The sequence below is a fragment of the Caproiciproducens sp. CPB-2 genome, assembly GCF_036287215.1.
Classification (GTDB): Bacteria; Bacillota; Clostridia; order Oscillospirales; family Acutalibacteraceae; genus Caproiciproducens.
In genome coordinates this window covers 3,423,587-3,446,181 of record NZ_CP142860.1, presented here as the reverse complement: position 1 = coordinate 3,446,181, position 22,595 = coordinate 3,423,587, and the positions used below count along the sequence as shown (strand labels likewise).

18 protein-coding genes, 5 tRNA genes and 1 rRNA gene are annotated in these 22,595 nt (G+C 54.1%); 23 read left to right on the top strand and 1 reads right to left on the bottom strand.

Going from position 1 to position 22,595, the window contains the following annotated elements; all coding sequences use genetic code 11:
- Positions 1-356: 356 nt before the first annotated feature.
- From rpmH to VXK30_RS17050, 20 genes are all read left to right on the top strand, one after another.
- Positions 357-491 (top strand): 50S ribosomal protein L34, encoded by a 135-nt coding sequence (gene rpmH / locus VXK30_RS17145; RefSeq protein ID WP_038322395.1) that lies wholly within the window; start codon positions 357-359, stop codon positions 489-491.
- An 82-nt stretch (positions 492-573) separates the two neighbouring features.
- Positions 574-909: a ribonuclease P protein component gene (gene rnpA / locus VXK30_RS17140; RefSeq protein ID WP_275715138.1), complete on the top strand. Its 336-nt coding sequence runs from the start codon at positions 574-576 to the stop codon at positions 907-909.
- Complete coding sequence (gene yidD / locus VXK30_RS17135; protein WP_275715140.1) at positions 906-1,133, top strand: membrane protein insertion efficiency factor YidD; 228 nt, start codon at positions 906-908, stop codon at positions 1,131-1,133. The genes rnpA and yidD overlap by 4 nt, the downstream gene beginning before the upstream one ends.
- 24 nt (positions 1,134-1,157) lie before the next feature.
- Positions 1,158-2,225 (top strand): YidC/Oxa1 family membrane protein insertase, encoded by a 1,068-nt coding sequence (locus tag VXK30_RS17130; protein WP_275715142.1) that lies wholly within the window; start codon positions 1,158-1,160, stop codon positions 2,223-2,225.
- A gap of 22 nt (positions 2,226-2,247) precedes the next feature.
- On the top strand, positions 2,248-3,108 hold the full coding sequence (gene jag, locus VXK30_RS17125; protein ID WP_275715144.1) for an RNA-binding cell elongation regulator Jag/EloR: 861 nt from the start codon (positions 2,248-2,250) through the stop codon (positions 3,106-3,108).
- A 383-nt stretch (positions 3,109-3,491) separates the two neighbouring features.
- On the top strand, positions 3,492-4,883 hold the full coding sequence (gene mnmE, locus VXK30_RS17120) for a tRNA uridine-5-carboxymethylaminomethyl(34) synthesis GTPase MnmE (RefSeq protein ID WP_275715146.1): 1,392 nt from the start codon (positions 3,492-3,494) through the stop codon (positions 4,881-4,883).
- A 9-nt stretch (positions 4,884-4,892) separates the two neighbouring features.
- Complete coding sequence (mnmG, locus tag VXK30_RS17115; RefSeq protein ID WP_442877869.1) at positions 4,893-6,782, top strand: tRNA uridine-5-carboxymethylaminomethyl(34) synthesis enzyme MnmG; 1,890 nt, start codon at positions 4,893-4,895, stop codon at positions 6,780-6,782.
- A gap of 1 nt (position 6,783) precedes the next feature.
- Positions 6,784-7,497, top strand: coding sequence for a 16S rRNA (guanine(527)-N(7))-methyltransferase RsmG (rsmG, locus tag VXK30_RS17110; protein WP_275715150.1), 714 nt, complete (start codon positions 6,784-6,786; stop codon positions 7,495-7,497).
- 212 nt (positions 7,498-7,709) lie between these two features.
- Positions 7,710-8,513 carry a ParB/RepB/Spo0J family partition protein gene (locus VXK30_RS17105; protein WP_275715179.1) on the top strand — a complete coding sequence of 268 codons (804 nt, stop codon included), beginning with the start codon at positions 7,710-7,712 and terminating at the stop codon, positions 8,511-8,513.
- A gap of 237 nt (positions 8,514-8,750) precedes the next feature.
- Entirely contained in the window at positions 8,751-9,518 is a 768-nt protein-coding gene (locus VXK30_RS17100) for a ParA family protein (RefSeq protein ID WP_275715152.1), read from the top strand.
- A gap of 12 nt (positions 9,519-9,530) precedes the next feature.
- Complete coding sequence (locus tag VXK30_RS17095) at positions 9,531-10,385, top strand: ParB/RepB/Spo0J family partition protein (protein WP_275715154.1); 855 nt, start codon at positions 9,531-9,533, stop codon at positions 10,383-10,385.
- Positions 10,386-10,444: 59 nt separating this feature from the next.
- Positions 10,445-11,722 carry a serine--tRNA ligase gene (gene serS / locus VXK30_RS17090; protein WP_275715156.1) on the top strand — a complete coding sequence of 426 codons (1,278 nt, stop codon included), beginning with the start codon at positions 10,445-10,447 and terminating at the stop codon, positions 11,720-11,722.
- A gap of 86 nt (positions 11,723-11,808) precedes the next feature.
- A complete protein-coding gene (locus VXK30_RS17085; protein WP_275715158.1) occupies positions 11,809-12,561 on the top strand; it encodes an acyl-[acyl-carrier-protein] thioesterase in 753 nt (250 codons plus the stop codon).
- A 179-nt stretch (positions 12,562-12,740) separates the two neighbouring features.
- Positions 12,741-14,219: an IMP dehydrogenase gene (gene guaB, locus VXK30_RS17080; protein ID WP_275715160.1), complete on the top strand. Its 1,479-nt coding sequence runs from the start codon at positions 12,741-12,743 to the stop codon at positions 14,217-14,219.
- 267 nt (positions 14,220-14,486) lie between these two features.
- Positions 14,487-14,563, top strand: a tRNA-Met gene (locus VXK30_RS17075).
- 6 nt (positions 14,564-14,569) lie between these two features.
- Positions 14,570-14,644, top strand: a tRNA-Glu gene (locus VXK30_RS17070).
- Between the two features lie 26 nt (positions 14,645-14,670).
- Positions 14,671-14,747 (top strand) — tRNA-Val (locus VXK30_RS17065).
- A 386-nt stretch (positions 14,748-15,133) separates the two neighbouring features.
- Entirely contained in the window at positions 15,134-16,717 is a 1,584-nt protein-coding gene (locus VXK30_RS17060; RefSeq protein WP_275715162.1) for an ABC transporter substrate-binding protein, read from the top strand.
- 313 nt (positions 16,718-17,030) lie between these two features.
- Entirely contained in the window at positions 17,031-17,552 is a 522-nt protein-coding gene (locus VXK30_RS17055) for a hypothetical protein (RefSeq protein WP_275715164.1), read from the top strand.
- 194 nt (positions 17,553-17,746) lie between these two features.
- The gene (locus VXK30_RS17050; protein WP_275715166.1) at positions 17,747-18,937 is read left to right on the top strand and encodes a GH25 family lysozyme; all 1,191 of its coding nucleotides are present in this window, start codon (positions 17,747-17,749) and stop codon (positions 18,935-18,937) included.
- A gap of 126 nt (positions 18,938-19,063) precedes the next feature.
- On the opposite strand, the gene sleB is transcribed toward VXK30_RS17050, so the two are convergent.
- Positions 19,064-19,744, bottom strand: coding sequence for a spore cortex-lytic enzyme (sleB, locus tag VXK30_RS17045; protein ID WP_275715168.1), 681 nt, complete (start codon positions 19,742-19,744; stop codon positions 19,064-19,066).
- 480 nt (positions 19,745-20,224) lie between these two features.
- Here sleB and VXK30_RS17040 point away from each other — a divergent pair.
- From VXK30_RS17040 to VXK30_RS17030, 3 genes are all read left to right on the top strand, one after another.
- Positions 20,225-21,786: ribosomal RNA gene (locus VXK30_RS17040) — 16S ribosomal RNA — on the top strand.
- A gap of 256 nt (positions 21,787-22,042) precedes the next feature.
- Positions 22,043-22,118, top strand: a tRNA-Ala gene (locus VXK30_RS17035).
- A gap of 224 nt (positions 22,119-22,342) precedes the next feature.
- A tRNA-Ile gene (locus tag VXK30_RS17030) sits at positions 22,343-22,419 on the top strand.
- Positions 22,420-22,595 lie beyond the last annotated feature (176 nt).

The window sequence follows — 22,595 nt, the reverse complement described above, 5'->3', positions numbered from 1 at the left end:
TCTTTAAACCTCATTCTAACAATTATTTATACTCTTAGGCATAACATAAATTATATTACCACAAAATACAATTTATTTCAAATTTCAATTGTCGGAGAAAATACAGTATATTGTATTGCGCGCGTGTAAAACACATAGAGTATAAAATTTTTTTAAATAGCGCGCTTCCACTTTTCTTTTACGGGGAAGTGTGGTATATTGATTTATATAGCTCGACCGATTCGCCGGTCAGCCTGCACGCCGGTAAAATTCCAATATTTTTTCGGTACGGGGGACAAAATTTAGGTTGACAGGCTGCGCATATTTAATATATAATGCTATATTGCAAGGTTTGTACCCCGAAAGGAGGTTTTTTCATGCTGAGAACTTATCAACCAAAGAAGCTCCACAGAAAAAAGGAGCATGGTTTCAGAAAAAGAATGTCCACAAGCAACGGCCGTAAGGTTTTGGCCCGCCGCAGAGCAAAGGGCAGAGCACGTTTGAGCTATTAAGCAAAAGGGCCACGGTGAGTGGCCTTTCTTTTTAGCTTCGCTGCTTCACGGAACAAATCAGAATTGTGGTGCGATTTTAAGTATGGATTTATTGATTCCCATAACAGAAAACAAGGATTTCCGCAGGATCTATGCAAAGGGAAAATCGTATGTCAGCCCTGTGGTCATTACCTATGTTACGAAAAATCGCAGTAAAAACGTCCGGGTAGGGATCACCACCAGCAAAAAAATCGGCAACGCCGTAAAAAGGAACCGTTCCCGCCGGGTGATCCGCGAGGCCTTCAGAACCCTGGTGCCCGAAATTGCTCCGGGACATGATTTCATTTTTGTAGCCAGGGGCAAAACGCCTTTTGTAAAAAGCACGGAAGTTCGCCGTGCGATGCTGCTGCAGCTGAAGAATGCGGGGGTCTTGAAATGAAGCGCCCGCTTATTTTGCTTATCAGGTTCTACCAGAAAGCCATTTCTCCCTACAAAAAACCGTGCTGCAGATACTACCCCACCTGCTCGAATTACGCGATCGAGGCGATCGAGCGCTTCGGTGCTTTTAAAGGATTCTGGCTTGCATTCTTTCGGATACTGCGCTGCAACCCGTTCAGCCGCGGAGGGTACGACCCCGTGCCGGAAAAACGGGACAAGCGATAACCACTATAGAGGAGTATTGCCCATATGACGGAGATTTTTAATTTTTTCGGAAACATTCTCGGCTATCTGCTTTGGTTTTTTTATACGCTGATTCAGAATTACGGCGTGGCAATCATTTTGTTTACACTCGTATTGAAAATAGTCATGTTCCCGTTTTCCATCAATCAGCAGAAATCGATGGCCGCGAACAGCAAAATGGCCGCCAAACAAAAAGAACTGCAGAAAAAATACGGGAACGATAAGGTAAAGCTTCAGGAAGAGACACAGAAGCTTTATGACAAAGAGGGAATCAATCCGGCGAGCGGATGCCTGACCACCTTTATCCCTTTCCCGATCATGATCGGACTGTTTTATACCGTGCAGAACCCGCTTGCGAACGCCCTTCACCTTTCCGCCGACGGAATCGCGAAGGCCGTTGAAATGCTCAGGCAGATTCCCGGTTTAGGCGCAAGCTTTTCCGCCCAGTACGCACAGATTGAAATCGTCAAGCATTTTGCGCAGCTGAAGCCCCAGCTGACCATGTTCAGCGCGGCGGAGCTTACGAAAATAGAATCCTTCAGCCACGGCTTCCAGTTTATGGGACTGAATCTTCTGGACACGCCGAGCGACGGCGCGAATATATTCGGAACCCTGTTCCGTTCCAACCTGTGGGTGATCCCCGTTCTGTGTCTGGCGACCTCTTTGGTTACCCAGTACTTCATGATGAAGATGCAGCCGGGAATGCAGCAGCAGCAGGGATGCATGAAAGGAATGCTCTATCTGATGCCGCTGTTCAGCGCATGGCTTGCCTGCACAATGCCCGCGGCGGTTGGTTTTTATTGGATTATTTCGACGATATTCGGTTTCCTGCAAACCATTATTCTGAATATCTGGTACAGCCCGGCGGACCTGAACGCAAAAGCGGAAGCGCAGAGGGTTGCCCTTCTGGAAGAAAATGAGTCAAAGATGAAGCCTGTTGCCGGCGCTTTCTACAGAAATCAGGAAATCAACCCGCAGCCGCAGCAAAGGGCGACAGCAAAATCGGGAGCTTCAAAAACGAAAACAAAAGGCGGAAAGACAAATTCGGATGACTATTTAGGAATGAAAAAATAAGACGAACCGGGGAGGGAATACCGTGATAAAAGAAGCGATTGCAACCGGTGAAACCGTTGAGCTGGCAAAAGAAGCCGCATGCAGGGAGCTCGGCGTTGAATCCTATGAAGCGGAATTTGAAATTTTGGAAATGCCGACGAAAAAGACCTTCGGCCTTTTCGGCGGAAACCCTGCGAAGGTAAGAGTCTTTATCAAAAACGATCCGGCGGAGGCCGCCGCGAAGTATCTGAAAGGGATCCTTGACAAAATGGGTCTTTCTGCGGTGGATATTCAGATCAAAGAGGAAGAGAACGGCGCGCAGCTGTCTCTTTCCGGCGATGATATCGGCTTTATCATCGGTCACCGCGGGGAAACGCTGGACGCGCTTCAGTATCTGACCGGCCTTGTCGCCAACCACATTGACAATTCCTATTACAGAATTACCATCGACATTGGAAATTACCGCGAAAAACGCAAGGAAACGCTTGAGATCCTCGGAAAGAAGATTGCGGCGAAAGCGATCAAGACCGGGCGCAATTCTTCCCTGGAGCCTATGAATCCATATGAACGCAGAATCATCCATACCGCTGTCCAGACAGTCGAAGGCGCAAAATCCTGGTCCGAAGGCGAAGATTTGTCCCGCCATGTCGTGATTGGGCCGGAAGCAGGCGAACGCTCGGCTCCCCGCAGGAATAATTACGGCAAGGGACGCCGTCCGTACAATGACAAACCGCGCGGCGGCGGATACAACAACAGACAGCCGAGATCCGCGCCGAACGCCGGCCCCGGACCGAGCGTCGGTTCCGGACCGAACCCTGGCCCTGCTCGGCAGCCGGTGCAGAAGGCAGCGCCGAAGAATGAAGGCAAGGCTCCGCTTTATGGCCGCGTTGACGTCAAGAAATAATCTATAAGAAGCACTGAGGGCGGTTCATTGGAATCGCCCTTTTGTTTTTATTTCGGGGCGTGGATTGAAATGCGGCGAACCTTGGCACAATCAAGATGCTTTATAGTCACTCCCAAACAGGAGTGCGGATTGAAATGCGTTTTAGGCACATGCCCGGTAATAATATTGTGTCGCTCCCTGTACGGGAGTGTGGATTGAACCATCCGCTCCCGATCTCTCATGCGTCCTGCTCCGGGTCGCTCCCCACACGGGAGCTTGGATTGAAATTGCTCGAAGGCGATTCCTAAGTCAGGTTCTCTGTTGTCGTTCCCGTGTGGAACTCAAAATTGGAAAAATAAGCAATATGTAATACAAAGATGATTTTAATCTTTTGAGGGAACAAAATGAAAAATGAAAACGGATATGCTCCGTCAGCAAAAACGATCGCGGCGGTTTCCACCCCGCAGGCGCCGGGGGGAATCGGCATTGTGCGCCTTTCCGGGCCGCGGGCAAAAGAGATCGCCGGAAAGGTGTTCACCTCCCGGCACGGAAAAACACTAAAGGACGTGAAAGGGTATACCGCCCTTTACGGCAGGGTGCATGACGGCGAAACGGATATCGACGAGGCGATCGCCCTGAATTTCACCGCGCCCGCCAGTTTTACCGGCGAAGATGTGGTGGAGCTTTCCTGCCACGGAGGGCTGTATATCATGCGCCGCGTCCTGAAAGCGCTGTTTGCCGCTGGCGCGGTTCCGGCCGGGCCGGGTGAATTTACGCGCCGGGCGTTCCTGAACGGAAAAATCGGGCTGACCGAGGCGGAGTCCGTGATGCAGATCATTTCCGCGCAGGGGGAACAGGCCGCGAAGGCCGCCCTTGCCGGTCACGACGGCGCGCTGGAGAAGAAGATCATCAAAATACGCGGGATGCTGATCGAGGCCGCCGCGCATTTATCCGCCTGGGCGGATTATCCGGAGGACGATATCCCGCAGGTAAACCCGGAAAAGCTGCAGACCACCCTTCTGACCGTAAAATCGGAGATCGGGCATCTTCTGCGCCAGTTCGACGCTGGGCGGGCTATCCGCGAGGGAGTTGCGACGGTGATCGCAGGGCGCCCGAATGTGGGAAAATCCACCCTGATGAATCTGCTGGCCGGGTGCGAGCGCAGCATCGTCACCGAATACGCCGGAACGACCCGCGATATTGTCGAGGATACGGTGATTCTCGGCGACGTTCCGCTCCGCCTGTCCGACACCGCCGGAATCCGCCTGACCGACGACCCCGTGGAGAAAATCGGCGTGGACCGCGCGCGCGGCAAGCTGAGGGAAGCGCAGCTGATTCTGGCTGTTTTCGACTCCTCTCAGGAGCTGAACGACGAGGACCGGGAGCTGATTTCCGCAATCCGGGAATCCGCCGCGATCGCGGTCATCAATAAAAGCGATTTGCCCGCAAAAATAGACGTACGGTATATCAAGAAATATTTTCAACAAATAGTATATATTTCCGCGCTTTCGGGCGAAGGACTGCAGGAGCTGAAGGACGCGGTGGCGGAAGTGCTGCGTACTTCGGAGCTGAACCCCGCGGACGGGATTCTGTTCACGGAGCGCCAGCGCGCCGCCGCCCGGCAGGCCGGAGACTGTGTAACGGAGGCGCTGACGGCGGTGGAAAGCGGGGTTACGCTGGACGCCGTGACGGTATCGATCGAAGGGGCGGTTTCCGCGCTTTTGGAGCTGACCGGTGAACGCGCGACGGAAGCGGTCGTGGATTCCGTCTTCTCGCATTTTTGTGTAGGAAAGTAAACGAATCATATGGGAGGAATACCTTTGAAATACGATGCCGGTAATTATGATGTTGTGGTGATCGGCGCCGGACATGCCGGAATCGAGGCCGCGCTCGCATCCGCGCGCCTCGGCTGCAGCACCTGCGTTTTTACGATCAATATGGACGCCGTGGGGAATTGCCCCTGCAATCCGTCTATCGGCGGAACGGCGAAGGGCCATCTGGTCCGGGAAATCGACGCACTGGGCGGGGAAATGGGAAAAACCGCTGACGAAGCCATGCTGCAGAGCAGAATGCTCAATCTGGGCAAAGGCCCCGCCGTCCATTCTCTGCGCGCCCAGATCGACCGCCGGGAATACGGCAAGATCATGAAACGGAAGCTTGAGACACAGCCGGACCTGCAGCTGAAGCAGGCGGAAATCGTGGATCTGGAGCGGGGGCCGGACGGCCTGTGGCTGGTCACGACCCGGATGGAAGCGGTTTACCGCGCAAAGGCGGTGGTGATCGCCACCGGTACTTATCTTGGCGGAAAAATTTATGTCGGCGACGTTTCCTATGAGGGCGGGCCGGACGGAATGTTTCCCTCGGCGTTCCTCGGCGCGGCGCTGAAAAAAATCGGCCTGCGCCTTCGCCGGTTCAAGACCGGCACCCCCGCGCGCGTTTTGAAATCCAGCATCGACTTTACCGGCCTTGAGGTACAGGAAGGCGACGAACCCGTCGTTCCGTTTTCCTACGATACCCTGACTCCGCTGAAAAACCGTGCGGTCTGCCATATCTCCTGGACAAACGACTCCACCAAGCAGGTGATTCTGGAAAATATTGGGCGCTCCCCCATGTACAGCGGCAAAATCGAGGGGGTGGGCCCCCGGTACTGTCCGAGCTTTGAGGATAAGATCATGCGTTTTCCGGATAAGAAGCGACATCAGCTTTTTATTGAGCCCTGCGGGATGGACACCGAGGAAATGTATTTGCAGGGGATGAGCTCTTCGCTGCCGGAAGAAGTGCAGATCGCTTTTTACCGCACGATCAAGGGATTGGAGCATGTGGAAATCATGCGCTGCGCCTACGCGATTGAATACGACTGTGTCGACCCGCTTCAAATGGAGGCGACGCTGGAATTTCAGGAATTTCCCGGGCTTTACGGCGCGGGGCAGTTCAACGGCAGCTCCGGTTACGAGGAGGCCGCCGCGCAGGGGCTGGTTGCCGGAATCAACGCCGCTCTGAAGGTACGGGGAAGGGAGCCGATGATCCTTGACCGCGCAGGCTCCTATATCGGAACCCTGGTGGACGACCTGATTACCAAGGGGGTGAGCGACCCCTACCGGATGATGACGTCGCGGAGCGAATACCGGCTGGTGCTTCGTCAGGACAACGCCGACGAACGCCTGACGCCGACCGGCAGGAAAATCGGGCTGATTTCCGATGAGCGCTGGGAACGGTTCCAGCAAAAGCAAAAGCAGAAGGAGCAGGAGCTTCTGCGCGCGGAAAAGACCGTCCTGCCGCCGTCCGAGGCCCTGAATCAGCTGCTTGTTTCACATGAAACATCGCCGGTAATCACCGGTGTGCGCTTGGCCGAGCTGATTCGCCGCCCGCAGCTGAACTATGGGATTTTAAAGGAAGTCGACAGGGACCGGCCCGACCTGCCCGCCGCGGTTTTTGAAAACGTGGAAATTGAAATCAAATATGAGGGCTACATCAAACGGCAGAAAGCGGATATTGCGGAAATGCGCCGTCTGGAAGAACGCCGGTTGCCCGCCAAGATCAATTATAAGGAAATTGTCGGCCTGAGAACCGAAGCGCAGGAAAAACTGCAGAAGGTGATGCCCGCAAGCGTCGGACAGGCTTCCCGCATTTCGGGCGTCAGCCCCGCGGATATTTCCGTGCTGCTGATCTGGCTTGCGCGCGGCAGGGGGGAATAAGATGGAGGATATTCGCGAGCGGCTGGTTTCTTCCGCACAGGGCGCGGGAATCGCGCTGAGCGGGAAACAGGCGGAAAGTTTTCAACAATATATGGAGGTCCTGTTGAATTGGAATCAGAAAATCAACCTGACCGCCATAAAGGAGCCTGAGGAGATCGCGTACAAGCATTTTCTGGACAGCATCCTGATTTTGAAGTACCTGACCCTGCCGGAAGGCGCGAAGCTGATCGATGTCGGCACCGGCGCGGGGTTTCCCGGCGTACCGCTCAAGCTGATGCGTCCCGGCCTGAAACTGACCCTGCTGGACGGGCTCAATAAACGCCTGGTCTTTTTGCAGGATCTGGCGGAAAAGTTACCTTTCAGCGCCGAATTTGTACACGCGCGCGCGGAGGAAGCCGGAAGGCAGGGCGCATACCGGGGAAAATTCGATTTTGCCACCGCAAGGGCCGTCGCGCCGCTGAATTTGCTTTGCGAATACTGCCTGCCGTTTCTGAAAATCGGAGGGGTATTTATCGCGATGAAGGGGCCCGAGCCGGAGGAGGAAGTCCGTGCGGCGGAAAATGCCGTCGCTCTCCTGGGCTGTACGCTGGACGCAATCGAAAAGTTTGAACTGCCGAACAGGGACAGCCGCAGTCTGATACTGATCAGACGGACGGGACCGATTCCCGCGGCCTATCCGCGGCACGGGGCAAAGATTGCGAAAAGCCCGCTTTAAGCCTTCCTTCCTATGCGGCGGCAATCATTTTTAGAACCGTGGCGCCGCTTCGGATAAACAGGAATCGTGTGGAAGGAACCCGAAAGCACACAAACTGCCAAAAAGGAACAAATAAAAAATTTTTTGATTACCATAATTTTACAAAAAATTGCCGCGCTCCATGTTATCCTAAACAAAAAGGGACAAGCAGGGAGGCGGCGAATTTGCATATTATGGGTGAAAAGCGCAAAGTGGTTCAGATCAATATCGATTCAATCCATCCAAATCCGGCGCAGCCGCGGCGTTCGTTCAGCGAGCAGGAATTGCTGGAGCTGTCGAGAAGCATCCGGACAAACGGATTGCTTCAGCCGATTTCCGTCCGCCGCGTCAAAGGCGGCTACGAGCTGATCGCCGGGGAGCGAAGACTGCGCGCCTGCAGGATGGCCGGCCTTCCCACCGTCGCCTGCATTATCAGCGATTGTTCCGCGGAAACCAGCGCCGTCCTTGCCATGACCGAGAACCTGCAGCGTCAGGATTTACAGATCTTTGAGGAAGCGGAAGGAATCCGCCGCCTGATCGAACAGTGGGACGTTACACAGGAGGAAGCGGCGCTGCGGCTGGGAAAAAGCCAGTCCACGCTTGCGAATAAGCTTCGTCTGCTCAAGCTCTCCGAAGAGGAGAGGGAAAAAATTACCGCCTGCGGGCTGACCGAGCGGCATGCCCGTGCGCTGCTGCGCATTAAAGAGGAGAAAGTCCGCGAGAAGGTGCTCGCCCAGATTATCGGGAAGCACCTGAACGTGCAGCAGACGGACGATCTTGTGGATAAGATTCTGGAAGAAAACCAAAAACCGAAAAGCAAACGCACTTTGGTTATTAAGGACGTGCGTGTCTTTCTGAATACGATCAACCATGCGATTGAAACGATGAAACAAAGCGGCATCAATGCGCAGACGCTGAAAAGCGAAACGGACGAATATATTGAATGCTTGGTCCGTATCCCCAAGGCGCAGGCGACGGGTGGAAAAAAGCCTGCTTAATATTGAGTATAAGAGTTTACTCCTATTTCCCTATATCATTTCCCACAAGGCAGGCCGAACGCTATGTTCGGCCTGTTTTGTTTCACATGAAACATTCGCAAAAAAGGGAGAAACATCTTTATCTTCCGGGGAAAGAGTGCTATAATAAAATTACTATTCCGTTTATCCCCGAAATCGGGACAACTTTATGGAAAAACTGTGTTTCTGCGGGAAGAAACCCGCAGCCGGAGGGAAAGAATGGGAAAAATTATAGCGATTGCGAACCAGAAGGGCGGCGTCGGCAAAACGACGACTTCCGTCAACCTTTCCGCCGCGATAGGCACGAAGGGAAGGAAAACGCTTCTGGTGGATATTGACCCGCAGGGAAATTCCTCAAGCGGGGTGGGTGTTGACCGCCGGACGGTGAAAAACACCATTTATGAAGTGCTGATCGGCGAGGCAAAGGCGCCGGATGTGATTATCCACACGGAGTTTGACAATCTGGACATTATTCCGTCCAGCATGGACCTGGCGGCGGCCGAAATTGAACTGGTCACGCTGGACCACCGCGAATCCATCCTGAAAAACGCGCTGGTACCGTTAAGAGAGCATTACGATTATATCTTTATCGACTGCCCGCCTTCGCTTGGGATCATCACGACCAACGCGCTCTGTGTGGCGGACACGCTTCTGGTTCCGATCCAGTGTGAATATTACGCGCTGGAGGGCCTGTCCCAGCTGATGAATACCGTGCGGCGCGTCAAGCGCCAGTACAACGGGCAGCTGGAGATCGAGGGCGTGCTGCTCACCATGTACGACGGGCGGCTGAACCTGACCCAGCAGGTGGTGCAGGAGGTCAAGAAATACTTCCCGAGGAAGGTGTTTGCAACGGCGATTCCCCGCGCGGTGCGCCTTTCCGAAGCGCCGAGCTTCGGCAGGCCGATCCAGTATTTTGACAAGAGCTCCAGAGGGGCCCTTGCTTACGATACGCTGGCGGATGAAATTATTCGGACCAATCAGGAATAAGGGGGGAGAGCGATGGCAGTAAAAAAGGGCGGACTTGGAAAAGGATTGGACGCGATCTTCGCGGAAAACGACACCGAGAACCGCAACGCGGCGGTTGCGCTGAAAATCAGTGAGATAGAACCGAACCGCGCACAGCCCAGAAAAGACTTTAACGACGAGGCGCTGGCCGAGCTCGCCGATTCCATTTCCCGGCACGGGGTGCTGCAGCCCCTGCTGGTACGGCCGATTTTCGGCGGGGGATATCAGATCGTGGCCGGGGAACGGCGGTGGCGCGCGGCGCGGATGGCGGGGATCGCCGAAGTGCCCGCGGTCATCCGCGATATGAGCGACAGCGAGGTGATGGAGCTGGCGCTGATCGAGAACCTTCAGCGCGAGGACCTGAATCCGCTGGAAGAAGCGCAGGGATACCAGTCGCTGATGGAAACCTACGGAATGACGCAGGAAGAGGTTTCAAAGACGGTCGGAAAATCGCGGCCCACCGTGGCGAACGCGCTCCGGCTGCTGAACCTGCCGCGGCAGGTTCTCGATCTGGTACAGTCCGGATCGCTTTCCGCGGGACATGCCCGGACCCTTTTGAGCTTCCAGAATCCGGAAGAAATGCTGAAAGCCGCAAAAATGGCGGTGGAACAGGGTATTTCCGTAAGGGAACTGGAAAAAATGTCTAAAAAGGCAAACGGACAGCCCGCCGCCAGGCATCCGAAGGAAAAGAAGCGTATTCCCTATTTCAGCGAAGTGGAGCTGGCGCTGAACGAGCATCTGGGCCGGAAGGTACAGGTCACCGGGACGAAAAAGCGCGGGATCCTGCAGATAGAGTTTTACGGCGAGCAGGATCTGAGCGACCTGGTCGGACTTTTCAACAAAGAATAGCAAAACGGTGGAAAAACAAAGAAATACAGAAATCAGAGGAATATAAAGGAGAACAGAACATGCTGGATATGAAATTGATTCGCAGCAATCCGGAGAAAGTAAAAGCGGGAGCGAAAAAACGCTGTATCGACGTGGACGCGCTGGTGGACGATATCCTCAAAATCGACGAGGAACGCCGCGAAGTGACCGGAAAAGTGGAATCCATGAAGGCGGAACAGAACGCCGCTACAAAGAAAATTCCCGTAATGAAAAAAGCGGGTGAGGACACCGCTTCTCTCATGGCGGAATTAAAGACGCTTTCCGAAAAAATCAAAGAGAGCGACGCGCAGCTCGGGGAGCTGGAGGAGAAACAGAAAACCCTGCTGCTTTCCCTGCCGAATATGCCGGACGAAGACCTGTCGGCGGGCGGCAAGGAAAACAACCAGCCCATCCGTTTCTACAAGGAAAAGCCATCCTTTGATTTCGAGCCGAAAAACCATGTCGAGCTGTGCGAAAGCCTCGGCATGATCGACTATCAGCGCGGCGCAAAGCTGGCCGGGGCCGGTTCGTGGGTCTACCGCGGGATGGGCGCCAGAATGGAATGGGCGCTGCTCAATTTCTTCATCAGCGAGCATCTGAACGACGGCTATGAGCTGGTGCTGCCCCCGCACATGCTCAACTACGAATGCGGCTATGTGGCCGGACAGTTCCCGAAATTCACCGACGAGGTGTACTGGATTCAGAATCCGACCAGCACCGACAGGAAATTCATGCTGCCCACGGCGGAAACCGCGCTGGTGAACCTGCACCGCGACGAGGTTCTTACGCCGGAGGAGCTGCCGCGCAAATATATCGCCTATACCCCGTGCTACCGCAGGGAAGCGGGCAGCTACCGCTCCGAGGAGCGCGGCATGATCCGCGGGCATCAGTTCAATAAGGTGGAAATGGTGCAGTACACCACGCCGGAACAGTCGGACGACGCGTTCGCCGAGCTGGTGGGGAAGGCCGAGAAGCTCGTGCAGAAGCTTGGGCTGCATTACCGCCTGAGCAAGCTCGCCGCGGGCGACTGCTCGTTCTCCATGGCGCGCACCTACGACATCGAGGTCTGGATTCCCAGCATGGAAATCTATAAAGAAGTCAGCTCCGCCTCCAACGCGAGGGACTATCAGGCCAGAAGGGGCAACGTAAAATTCAGGGGAGAGGACAAAAAGCTTCGGTTCGTCCATACGCTGAACGCTTCCGGACTTGCGACCAGCCGCGTGATCCCCGCGATTGTGGAACAGTACCAGAACGCCGACGGCAGCGTGACCGTGCCGGAGGTACTGCGTCCGTTTATGGGATGCGAAGTCGTCAGATAAAACGAGAATGAATTCCCCCTGAGGGCTCCTGAAAGGGAAACGCCGCAGGGGGCGTTCCCTACTTATACAGATACAGAGGGTGTAACATGAATCGGAAGGACCTTATTAACGAATATTGCCGCGAGGTGCGGGTCGCCAGCTACGAGGTCGGCGCGCAGCGCCTTTTGAAGCTGAGCGTGCTGATGCGCATGTGCCAGGAAACAAGCGAGCAGCATGTCGATCTCGTGGGGCTGAGCTATGAAAAAATGTATGAGGACGGGATGGTATTCCTCCTGATTACCAACCGCGCCAGAATCAAACGAATGCCGGTACATAACGAGAGAATAACGATCAAAACGCATCCGCGCGGGGTCAACGGGGCGCAGTTTTACCGCGATTTCCTGTTTTACAGCGGGGAAGAGAGGATCATTGACGTCATGCAGACCTCCGTCATTGCCGACCCGGTGACGCACAAAGTGATGCGGCCGAAAAAATTTCTGGATTACGGTATTTTTTCCGGGAAAAAAGTCGAGCCGGAGGACCGCGTCGGCAAGATCACGGTGCCGGACGGCCTTCCGCTAATGGGGGAAAGGCTCATCCGCTATTCCGACCTGGATTATAACCGCCACCTGAACAACACCATTTACGGCGATATTTTAACCGATTTCCTGCCGGGCGGCGCACAGGGAAACAAGTACGCGGAAGTGCAGATCAATTATGTAAACGAAAGCGCGCAGGGTGACGTTTTGAAAATCTACGCCGCGAAGGAAAACGGACGGGTGCTGATGCAGGGCGTCCACGCAAGAGGCTGTGGTTTTACCGCCGCGGCGACCCTTTTGCCGGTCGGCGAAAAAGCATAAACCGGTACGCTTTCCGGGGGCTTGTTTTCCGCTTTATGGAAAAGTGAAAATCTGCTGCTTTTTGATTGAATATTCGCGGTTCAGATGCTATAATAACAAAATATATAAAAATTGAATGAAGAGAGAAAGCGGCTGGAAATGACAGTTTTGCAGCGGCGCGAATGTGACAGGAGGATAAGATGTTAAATACGAACTACTCAGAAAAGTTTGTAAAAGAAGGGCTGACGTTCGACGATGTTTTGCTGATCCCGGCGGAATCCCATGTACTGCCCCGGGAAGTAGACCTTACCACTCAGCTCACCAAAACCATCAGGCTGAATACCCCGCTGATGACGGCGGCCATGGACACGGTCACCGAAAGCAACATGGCGATTGCGATTGCCCGTGAGGGCGGCATCGGCATTATCCACAAGAACATGCCGATCGACAAGCAGGCCGACATGGTGGACCGGGTAAAGCGTTCTGAAAACGGCGTCATTGTAAACCCGTTTTTCCTCTCTCCTCAGCATTTTGTACACGACGCAAATGAGATTATGGCGAAATACCGCATTTCCGGCGTGCCGATCTGTGAAAACGGCAAGCTCGTGGGCATCATTACGAACCGCGATATGCGTTTTATGACCGACGAGGATTACGACCAGCCGATTTCCGCCGTCATGACCAAGGAAAATCTGGTCACCGCCCCGGTTGGGACAACCCTTGCGCAGGCACAGGAGATTTTGCGCAGGCACAGGATCGAAAAGCTTCCGATTGTTGACGACAAGGGCAATCTGAAGGGGCTCATTACCATTAAGGATATCGAGAAAGCCGTGCGTTACCCCAGCTCCGCAAGAGACGCGGGCGGCAGGCTTCTGTGCGGCGCGGCGATCGGCGCCACCGGCGACGTGCTGGAGCGCGTCGCGGAGCTTGTAAAGGCACAGGTCGACGTGGTTGCGCTGGACTCCGCTCACGGCCACAACGACGGCGTGATCGAGGCCGTCAGGAAGGTCAAAAAGGCGTTCCCGAACCTGCAGCTGATTGCCGGAAACGTGGCGACCGGCGAAGCGACCCGCGCGCTGATCGAAGCGGGCGCGGACTGCGTGAAGATCGGCATCGGCCCCGGCTCCATCTGTACGACCAGGATCGTCGCGGGGATCGGCGTCCCGCAGATCACAGCGATTTACGACGCCGCGTGCGCCGCGGAAAAATACGGAATCCCGGTGATCGCGGACGGCGGAATCAAATTTTCCGGCGATATCGTGAAGGCGCTCGCCGCCGGAGCGAACGTGGTCATGGTCGGTTCTCTGGTCGCCGGCTGCGAGGAGTCCCCGGGCGAAACCGAGCTTTATCAGGGCCGTCAGTTCAAGGTGTACCGCGGCATGGGCAGCCTGGCGGCCATGGGCCAGGGAAGCCAGGACCGCTATTTCCAGCAGGATCAGAAGAAGCTGGTTCCGGAAGGCGTGGAAGGCCGCCTGCCGTACAAGGGGCCGCTGTCGGACACCATTTATCAGATGGTCGGCGGTATCCGTTCCGGCATGGGCTACACCGGCTGCACGGATATACAGGCTCTTCACGAGAAGGCACGGTTTATCCGCATTACGGGCGCCGGTCTGAAGGAAAGCCATCCGCACGATATCCAGATCACGAAGGAAGCGCCCAATTACTCTTTCTCCGTATAATTCTGGTCGGAACCGGGGGATACTGATTCTTGAAGGAATAAAAGGCGGGCTGGCGGTTCCCTGTCAGGCGCTGGCGGACAAAGCCGCCGTTGCCGCGGGGGCCTGTTCCGCCGTGGTCGGCGGTGTGACTATCCGTCCGCAAGGGAGATTCAGAGTTAAAAACGCGCTTAAAACGGTTTTTTTAAAATTATTGAGAGAATGTGTTGACAAACACAAGAAATTCAGGTTATAATATAAAACGCTCCGTTTCAATACAGAGCGAAATATGGCGGCATAGCTCAGTTGGCTAGAGCATTCGGTTCATACCCGAAGTGTCATTGGTTCAAATCCAATTGCCGCTACCATGATATGGCCCGGTGGTCAAGCGGTTAAGACACCGCCCTTTCACGGCGGTTTCACGAGTTCGAATCTCGTCCGGGTCACCATATTTTATTCTGTACACGCGGACTATGGACGCATAGCTCAGCTGGTTAGAGCGCTCGCCTCACACGCGAGAGGTCATGGGTTCGAGTCCCCTTGTGTCCACCAAAACCGGAAAGCACCCTTCGGGGTGCTTTTTTATGCTCAGTTGAGGGGACTCGAACCCCGGGCGGCGGGTCGCCGCGGACAATTCGCGTCCGGGCTCTTTTTCATTTCCGGGCTTGTATGCGCGCGTTTGAATCCTGCATCTAAGATTGGGCAAATGACACAAATTAAGAAAAGGTCTGGGCAAAAACCTTCTCACACAGCCGATTTGAATACTATAAAAAAAATAATTCATTTTCACAGCAAATATCCATATAAAACTGAAAATATGCAAATGAAATGCAGGATTATAACGGATATAATTTAAAATTACTTGTCTTTATCGCTTTCCTGTGGTAGGATAATAAAAAATCACAATGATGAATGGAAGGGGTATGGATACAGTGAGAATGAAGAAATTGGCGGCGCTGGTGCTGACGGCGGCGGTTATGCTGTCCGCTATGGCCGGATGCGGAGGAAAACAGGGGACGCAGAGCGCCGGCGGGACGGCCTCCTCTCAGAGCGCGAAAAGCGGGAGCGGCAACACGATTGTATACGGTTCCGCGGCGGACGCGCGCGGCCTGGACCCCGCTTTGGTAGACGACATTGAATCGGTCAAGATCATGAGCAATATTTACGAGGGCCTGCTGAAATATAAAAAGGATTCCACAGAGGTGGAGCCCTGCCTTGCCGAAAGCTGGGACGTCAGCGACGACGGGCTTACTTATGAGTTCCACCTGCGCAAAGGGGTGAAATTTCAGGACGGTACCGATTTTAACGCGGAAGCGGTGAAATTCAATATCGACAGGCAGCTTCCCCCCAAGGTCACGGAGGACATGAGCTACGCTTCCTTCGTATACGGCTCGGTAAAGGACGTGCAGGCGGTGGACGAGTACACCGTAAAGATCAATATGAAGGAACCCTGCACGCCGTTCCTGAGCAATCTGGCCATGAACCTGGGCGCGCTGATCGTCAGCCCCAAGGCGCTGCAGGAGAACAACAACAATGTCAATGAGCATCCCGTGGGCACCGGGCCGTATAAATTCGTCAGCTGGCAGAAGGACCAGAACACGGTTTTGGTCCGCAACGACGACTACTGGGGGACCAAGGCGCTTACGAAGAACGTCGTGTTCCGCACCATTAAGGACAATTCCGCCCGCGTGGTCGCGCTGAACAACGGAGAGGCCGATATCATCGACGGAATCGACTACACTGTGGTCGATCAGATTTCTTCGGCGGGAAATAAGACCGTCAAATCCCCGGGGATGAATATCAACTATCTGGCGTACAACTGCAGCCGCGCCCCGTTCAACGACGCGAAAACCCGCGCCGCGCTTTCCGCCGCGATCAACGTACCCGAACTGGCGGAAACGCTTTACAGAGGCTATTCGGAGCCCGCTACCACCATTTTGCCCACGTTTATGCCGGGGTATGACAAAACGGTCCGGCAGACGGCCTATGACCCGGAAGCCGCCAAGGCGGCCCTGAAAGCGGCGGGGGTCTCCAGCGTCCATATCATTACCTACACCAGCGCGCGGATGTACAATCCGGCGAACGGCCAGACCCTTGCCGAGGCGGTGCAGGGATATCTTTCCAAGGTGGGCGTCACCTGCACGATCGACGCGTACGACTGGACCACCTATAAGACGAAGCAGCAGCAGGGCAACTTTGACATCTGCTTTGCCGGATGGATCGGCGACAACGGCGACGCCGACAATTTCCTGAGCCTGCTGGCGTCGGACGATCCCGGCATGAACTACGCCCGCTTCAATAATCAGGAGTATAAGGACCTGATCGCGAAGGCGGTAAAGATGCCGATGGGCGGGGAGCGGAACGCCGTTTACGGCGAAGCGGAGAAGCTTGCCGCGAAGGAATCTCCGTGGCTTCCCATTTCGCATTCCACGAACCTGATCGCGATGTCGCCCAAGGTCCAGAACTTCCTGTATCACGTGACCGGCATGCTTCCGCTTTCCGGCGTTTCCAAAAACGGCTGATCCGTTTTCCGATTTTTTCCCTGCTTCCTCCGGGAGGCAGGGATTTTTTCTTCTTTGGCGCCGCCTTTCCGCGGGGGTGAAATGAGGGTTGACAAATCAGCGTAAAAATCAGATAATTACTTAGACGGCGACGGCGGTTTCCTTTTTGGTCGAAATCCCACGCATGCGATGCGGCTTTTATGGTGGGAGCTGTATAAATATTGAAAAAGAGAAATCATTTTGGGCAAGCTATTTTGTGATTCCAAAAGGACTGTGCCCGCGCTGCGGCCGTCACAGCAAAGCCTTCAAGTTTTTGTTTAAGAGAGGATCTATCATGAAAATGAAGAAAATTTTAATCCTTGCATTGGCGGTTGTTATGGCCGGTTCCCTTGCGGCCTGCGGAATGGGCGACGTGGGCGGCACCCAGTCGGCGCCAAACGCTTCCTCCCAGGCGGCGGTTTCTTCCGCGGTCGGTTCGGACAATATGGAGGACAGCCTTGCCGGTCTCGAAAAATACCTTTCCTCGAATTCCGCGATTTCCGGGACCCCGACGGAAATGAAAGCGGATTTTATCGGCGCGAAAAAAGGCGCGAAATATCAGTTTGACTATAACGGCAAAAACAATGTCACTGTGGAGCTTTATGAATTTGACACCGGCAGTCTTTCCGGCGAGGCTTCCGCCGTTCTGGACGAGGTAAAGGAAAAAAATCAGTTCACTATTATGAACCAGACCGTTCCGGCGGTGATTTCCGACAGCGGAAAATATATCATGATTTATAAGGATACCTCCGGTTCCGATGAGAACAAACAGCATCAGGAAGACGTCACCAAGCTGTTTCAAGCGTTCAAAAAATAATTTTTCAGCGAACGGGCTTTCCGGCAACAGCCGGGAGGCCCGTTTTTCCGGCTTTAAATCCATGAACCATCCTTGACAGAGGGGAAGGAACAGGAATATAATAAGAATTCAGAAATACCATATTCTGGCAGTATGCCGGCAAAACGATTTACCTGAATGCGGGAAAATTTTGATGAAACGATGGAGGAACTGAAATGAAGAAAAAATGGATTGCCCTGCTTTTGGTATTGGCAATGACCGTATCGCTCAGTACATCTGCTTTTGCTGCGGATACCGGCGTTTCCGCGACCTTCACGCTCAGCAGCGGCAGCCTTTATCTGAAAGCGGGGGAGACCGCCGTACTGACGGTCAGCGACAGCAGCGGGTCCTCGCTTCAATGGGCGTCGGGCAATCCCGCCGTTGCCTCGGTGACAAACGGGACCGTTACCGCCTCCGCGCTCGGCAGGACGACGGTTACCGTTACCGCGCAGGACGGACGCAGCGCCGTCTGCGACGTGCATGTCGTCCGGAAGGGGATTGACGTGTCCGAGCACCAGGGAGCCGTGGACTGGGGCAACGTAAAGCTCGCCGGCGTGGATTTTGCGATCCTGCGCACCGGCTACGGAAACGAACTGCCGGAAACACAGACGGACGATTATTTTGCGGCGAACTATGAAGGGGCGGTCGCGAACGGAATCAAGGTCGGCGCCTATCACGTCTGCTATGCGACGACTCCGGAAATTGCCGTACAGGAAGCGCAGATGTGCCTCGGCATCCTGAACGGACGCCGTCTGGATTACCCGGTGTTCTACGATGTGGAGCAAAACGCGGTAAACAGCGCCATGACGGGGGATCAGCTCGCGGCAATCGTCACCGCTTTCTGTAGCACGATGGCCAATGCGGGATATAAGACCGGAATTTACAGCAACGCGAGCATGTTCAATTCCAACCTGAGCAGCGCCGCGCTGAGCGCTTATGACAAATGGGTGGCGCATTACAACGTGCCTTCTCCCAATTACAGCGGTGCCTATACCATGTGGCAGTACAGCGACGCCGGCCTGATCGGCGGAGTCAATCCTTCCGTCGACCTGGACTACTGCTATGTGGATTACCTTTCCGCAACCCCGGCACAGGCTCCGGCGGACAACACCATACTGTCCGATACCGGCTTGTCGATGTCCTTAAAACCGGGCCAGAGCTACCAGTTTAAGTTTACGCCGAACGGAATCAGCGCGAAGCCTTCCTTTACCACCGGAAATTCCGGCGTGGCGAAAATCGTTTACCAGAAGCTGCAGAACGGCAGCTATTATGTAAAGATCACGGGGGTCGCCGCCGGGACCACCTCCCTCTATTCCGTGCTGCCGAACCAGGCTCCGGTGCGCCGCTGCCTTGTCACTGTGGCATAGCGGTTCGGATATCCGGCGTATTTCTTTCTATAATAATGTTTCTATTATAATGATAGAAAAATAAAAAATATTTGGCGCAGGACAATCAACTTGTTCTGCGCCAATGTTATCATGAAAAAAACCGGGTTAACTGCAAAAACGGTGGTCGCCGATGACCGTGATCACGGGGCGGGAAAAAATCCAGCTGCTGGTGGCTTTTGCGGGGTTATAATAATAGATCGCTCCGCCGGAAGGATCCCAGCCGTTGATCGCATCACGCGCGGCCTTGTAAGCCGTGTCGGAAATAGGGGCGTTGATGCCGCCGTCATTCAGGCAGCTGAACGCGCCGGGCTGATAGATCACGCCTGCCAGCGTATTGGGGAACGACGGATGTTCGATCCGGTTCAGGATTACGGCGGCGACCGCAACCTGTCCGGTATAGGGTTCCCCCCGCGACTCGGCGGATGTGACGCGGGCAAGCAGGGTGACGTCGTTGCTGCTGAAGCCTCCCTGTGCTCCGGCAGAACCTCCAAGCCCGAGCGCCGCCAGTGTTTTGGGGCCCGCGATTCCGTCGGCCGTCAGGCCCTTCGCCTTTTGAAAGCTGACGACGGCGCTTTTGGTCTGGCTGCCGAAGATTCCGTCGACCTTTCCTTTATAATAGCCCTGATCCCTCAGCTTCGTCTGGATGCTTTTCACTTCCGCGCCCTGGGACCCCACCTTGGAAAGGGTCAGAACCGAGCCGCCTAAATTGGTGACGATTGAGATGACAAGAATATTTACCAGCACCACAACGATCATTGCCCAGACATATTTCAATTTATTTTCCATATTGAACACCTCTGTACAAATTTTTCCCTCACGTTGCTGTTTTATCCCGAACGGACCGAAATATTGAAAGATTTACAAAAACAGCCCGGAAAACGCGAAAAAACGGGGGATAAATTTCTCTATTGACAGAAAAAAGACAAATGTTAAAAAAAAGTTAAAAAACTTCAGAAAAAGGGTTGACTTACGGGGATGTATTTGGTATTATAGTCAAGCGCCTTACGAAAGACGCAAAGCGCGAAAGCAAAGCCGAAGCGGCAGAAACACAGAGCGGAAGCGGAGTTTTCGACCAGGACCTTGAAAATTAAACAACGAAGAGAATTAAGGAACCCGTAATGAAATTGAGAGTATGGAAGTACTTTCGGACGAAGTTGGTTGACACTTAAAAAGACAACAAGAATACACGCTTAGTGTATCGTATTTAGAGCTCATCAAAAACTCTGGATAGAAGATATAAACGCCAAAATGGCGATTATATACAATATTTTAGAGAGTTTGATCCTGGCTCAGGACGAACGCTGGCGGCGTGCCTAACACATGCAAGTCGAACGGAATTAAGTTTAACACCGAACGTTTTGTTTGGTGGAGACGCCTTACCGAACGGTGGGTGTTGAGCTTAATTTAGTGGCGGACGGGTGAGTAACGCGTGAGTAACCTGCCTTTCAGAGGGGGATAACGTCTGGAAACGGACGCTAATACCGCATGACATATTTGGGCCGCATGGTCCGGATATCAAAGGAGCAATCCGCTGGAAGATGGACTCGCGTCCGATTAGCTTGTTGGCGGGGTAAAGGCCCACCAAGGCGACGATCGGTAGCCGGACTGAGAGGTTGAACGGCCACATTGGGACTGAGACACGGCCCAGACTCCTACGGGAGGCAGCAGTGGGGGATATTGCACAATGGAGGAAACTCTGATGCAGCAACGCCGCGTGAGGGAAGACGGTTTTCGGATTGTAAACCTCTGTCCTTGGTGACGAAAGAAATGACGGTAGCCAAGGAGGAAGCTCCGGCTAACTACGTGCCAGCAGCCGCGGTAATACGTAGGGAGCAAGCGTTGTCCGGATTTACTGGGTGTAAAGGGTGCGTAGGCGGCTCTGCAAGTCAGGCGTGAAATATATGGGCTTAACCCATAGACTGCGTTTGAAACTGTGGGGCTTGAGTGAAGTAGAGGTAGGCGGAATTCCCGGTGTAGCGGTGAAATGCGTAGAGATCGGGAGGAACACCAGTGGCGAAGGCGGCTTACTGGGCTTTAACTGACGCTGAGGCACGAAAGCATGGGTAGCAAACAGGATTAGATACCCTGGTAGTCCATGCCGTAAACGATGATTACTAGGTGTGGGGGGTCTGACCCCTTCCGTGCCGGAGTTAACACAATAAGTAATCCACCTGGGGAGTACGGCCGCAAGGTTGAAACTCAAAGGAATTGACGGGGGCCCGCACAAGCAGTGGAGTATGTGGTTTAATTCGAAGCAACGCGAAGAACCTTACCAGGTCTTGACATCCAACTAACGAGGCAGAGATGCGTCAGGTGCCCTTCGGGGAAAGTTGAGACAGGTGGTGCATGGTTGTCGTCAGCTCGTGTCGTGAGATGTTGGGTTAAGTCCCGCAACGAGCGCAACCCCTGTGATTAGTTGCTACGCAAGAGCACTCTAATCAGACTGCCGTTGACAAAACGGAGGAAGGTGGGGACGACGTCAAATCATCATGCCCTTTATGACCTGGGCTACACACGTACTACAATGGCTGTTAACAAAGGGAAGCAAGACCGCGAGGTGGAGCAAAACCTGAAAAACAGTCTCAGTTCGGATCGCAGGCTGCAACCCGCCTGCGTGAAGTTGGAATTGCTAGTAATCGCGGATCATCATGCCGCGGTGAATACGTTCCCGGGCCTTGTACACACCGCCCGTCACACCATGGGAGCCGGTAATACCCGAAGTCAGTAGCCCAACCGCAAGGGGGGCGCTGCCGAAGGTAGGATTGGCGACTGGGGTGAAGTCGTAACAAGGTAGCCGTATCGGAAGGTGCGGCTGGATCACCTCCTTTCTATGGAGACATGGGCAGCTGAAACAAGCTGGTCAGACATCCAAGGTCAGTTACGGAAGAGATAATTCGAATCGTTGTTTAATTTTGAAGGCCCCGGGCAGTGCCCGGTGACAATGGCCCGCCGCAGGAATGCAGCAGGAAATTGCCCCCGGTGTGGCGGGACGGTAACAACCGGCTCCCGGCGCGGAACTGCAAGAGAGCTTTCAGAAAAAAGTGGAAACAAGGGTAGAACACCTGAGTGAAGCTACCTGTATATGGGGGTTTAGCTCAGCTGGGAGAGCGCCTGCTTTGCAAGCAGGAGGTCAACGGTTCGATCCCGTTAATCTCCACCAGCGGCGAGTCGCCGCGGACAATTCGCGGGTAAGATTTGATGGAAACGTCAGATAGGTGCACGCGGAAAGAACTGCGGATCAGGATTTGCCAAAAAATCACGGAAGCGTGTCAAGGAACGCGTGCGGAAAGCAAGGGATTGCCGAAAGCTGAAGCGTGACGAAACACACTGCGTGTGCGGCTATATGGGCACAAGAATAACCGGATAGCCTCTGGCCAGAAATATGGGCTTATAGCTCAGCCGGTTAGAGCGCACGCCTGATAAGCGTGAGGTCGGTGGTTCGAGTCCACTTAAGCCCACCAGCAGACTGAGTCTGCACGCACGGCCCGCCGTGAAGAAAAGAGCGGGAAAAAAGCGGAATCGGGCGGGACAGTCGAAAGATACTCCCAAAGGATTCACAATTCATACAGAGTCAAATCCGCGAGAGAAAAGCTGTTTGAAAAAACAGGTTTGCCCGCGGCGAAAGGCACTGTGTGCC

Coding starts and splice junctions, on each gene's coding strand:
- sleB (WP_275715168.1), bottom strand. CDS start 19,744: ATGGAAAATAAATTGAAATATGTCTGGGCAATGATCGTTGTGGTGCTG.
- rnpA (WP_275715138.1), top strand. CDS start 574: ATGGATTTATTGATTCCCATAACAGAAAACAAGGATTTCCGCAGGATC.
- VXK30_RS17055 (WP_275715164.1), top strand. CDS start 17,031: ATGAAAATGAAGAAAATTTTAATCCTTGCATTGGCGGTTGTTATGGCC.
- VXK30_RS17050 (WP_275715166.1), top strand. CDS start 17,747: ATGAAGAAAAAATGGATTGCCCTGCTTTTGGTATTGGCAATGACCGTA.
- mnmG (WP_442877869.1), top strand. CDS start 4,893: ATGGGAGGAATACCTTTGAAATACGATGCCGGTAATTATGATGTTGTG.
- rpmH (WP_038322395.1), top strand. CDS start 357: ATGCTGAGAACTTATCAACCAAAGAAGCTCCACAGAAAAAAGGAGCAT.
- VXK30_RS17100 (WP_275715152.1), top strand. CDS start 8,751: ATGGGAAAAATTATAGCGATTGCGAACCAGAAGGGCGGCGTCGGCAAA.
- guaB (WP_275715160.1), top strand. CDS start 12,741: ATGTTAAATACGAACTACTCAGAAAAGTTTGTAAAAGAAGGGCTGACG.
- VXK30_RS17095 (WP_275715154.1), top strand. CDS start 9,531: ATGGCAGTAAAAAAGGGCGGACTTGGAAAAGGATTGGACGCGATCTTC.
- rsmG (WP_275715150.1), top strand. CDS start 6,784: ATGGAGGATATTCGCGAGCGGCTGGTTTCTTCCGCACAGGGCGCGGGA.
- VXK30_RS17130 (WP_275715142.1), top strand. CDS start 1,158: ATGACGGAGATTTTTAATTTTTTCGGAAACATTCTCGGCTATCTGCTT.
- VXK30_RS17085 (WP_275715158.1), top strand. CDS start 11,809: ATGAATCGGAAGGACCTTATTAACGAATATTGCCGCGAGGTGCGGGTC.
- mnmE (WP_275715146.1), top strand. CDS start 3,492: ATGAAAAATGAAAACGGATATGCTCCGTCAGCAAAAACGATCGCGGCG.
- VXK30_RS17105 (WP_275715179.1), top strand. CDS start 7,710: ATGGGTGAAAAGCGCAAAGTGGTTCAGATCAATATCGATTCAATCCAT.
- yidD (WP_275715140.1), top strand. CDS start 906: ATGAAGCGCCCGCTTATTTTGCTTATCAGGTTCTACCAGAAAGCCATT.
- VXK30_RS17060 (WP_275715162.1), top strand. CDS start 15,134: ATGAAGAAATTGGCGGCGCTGGTGCTGACGGCGGCGGTTATGCTGTCC.
- serS (WP_275715156.1), top strand. CDS start 10,445: ATGCTGGATATGAAATTGATTCGCAGCAATCCGGAGAAAGTAAAAGCG.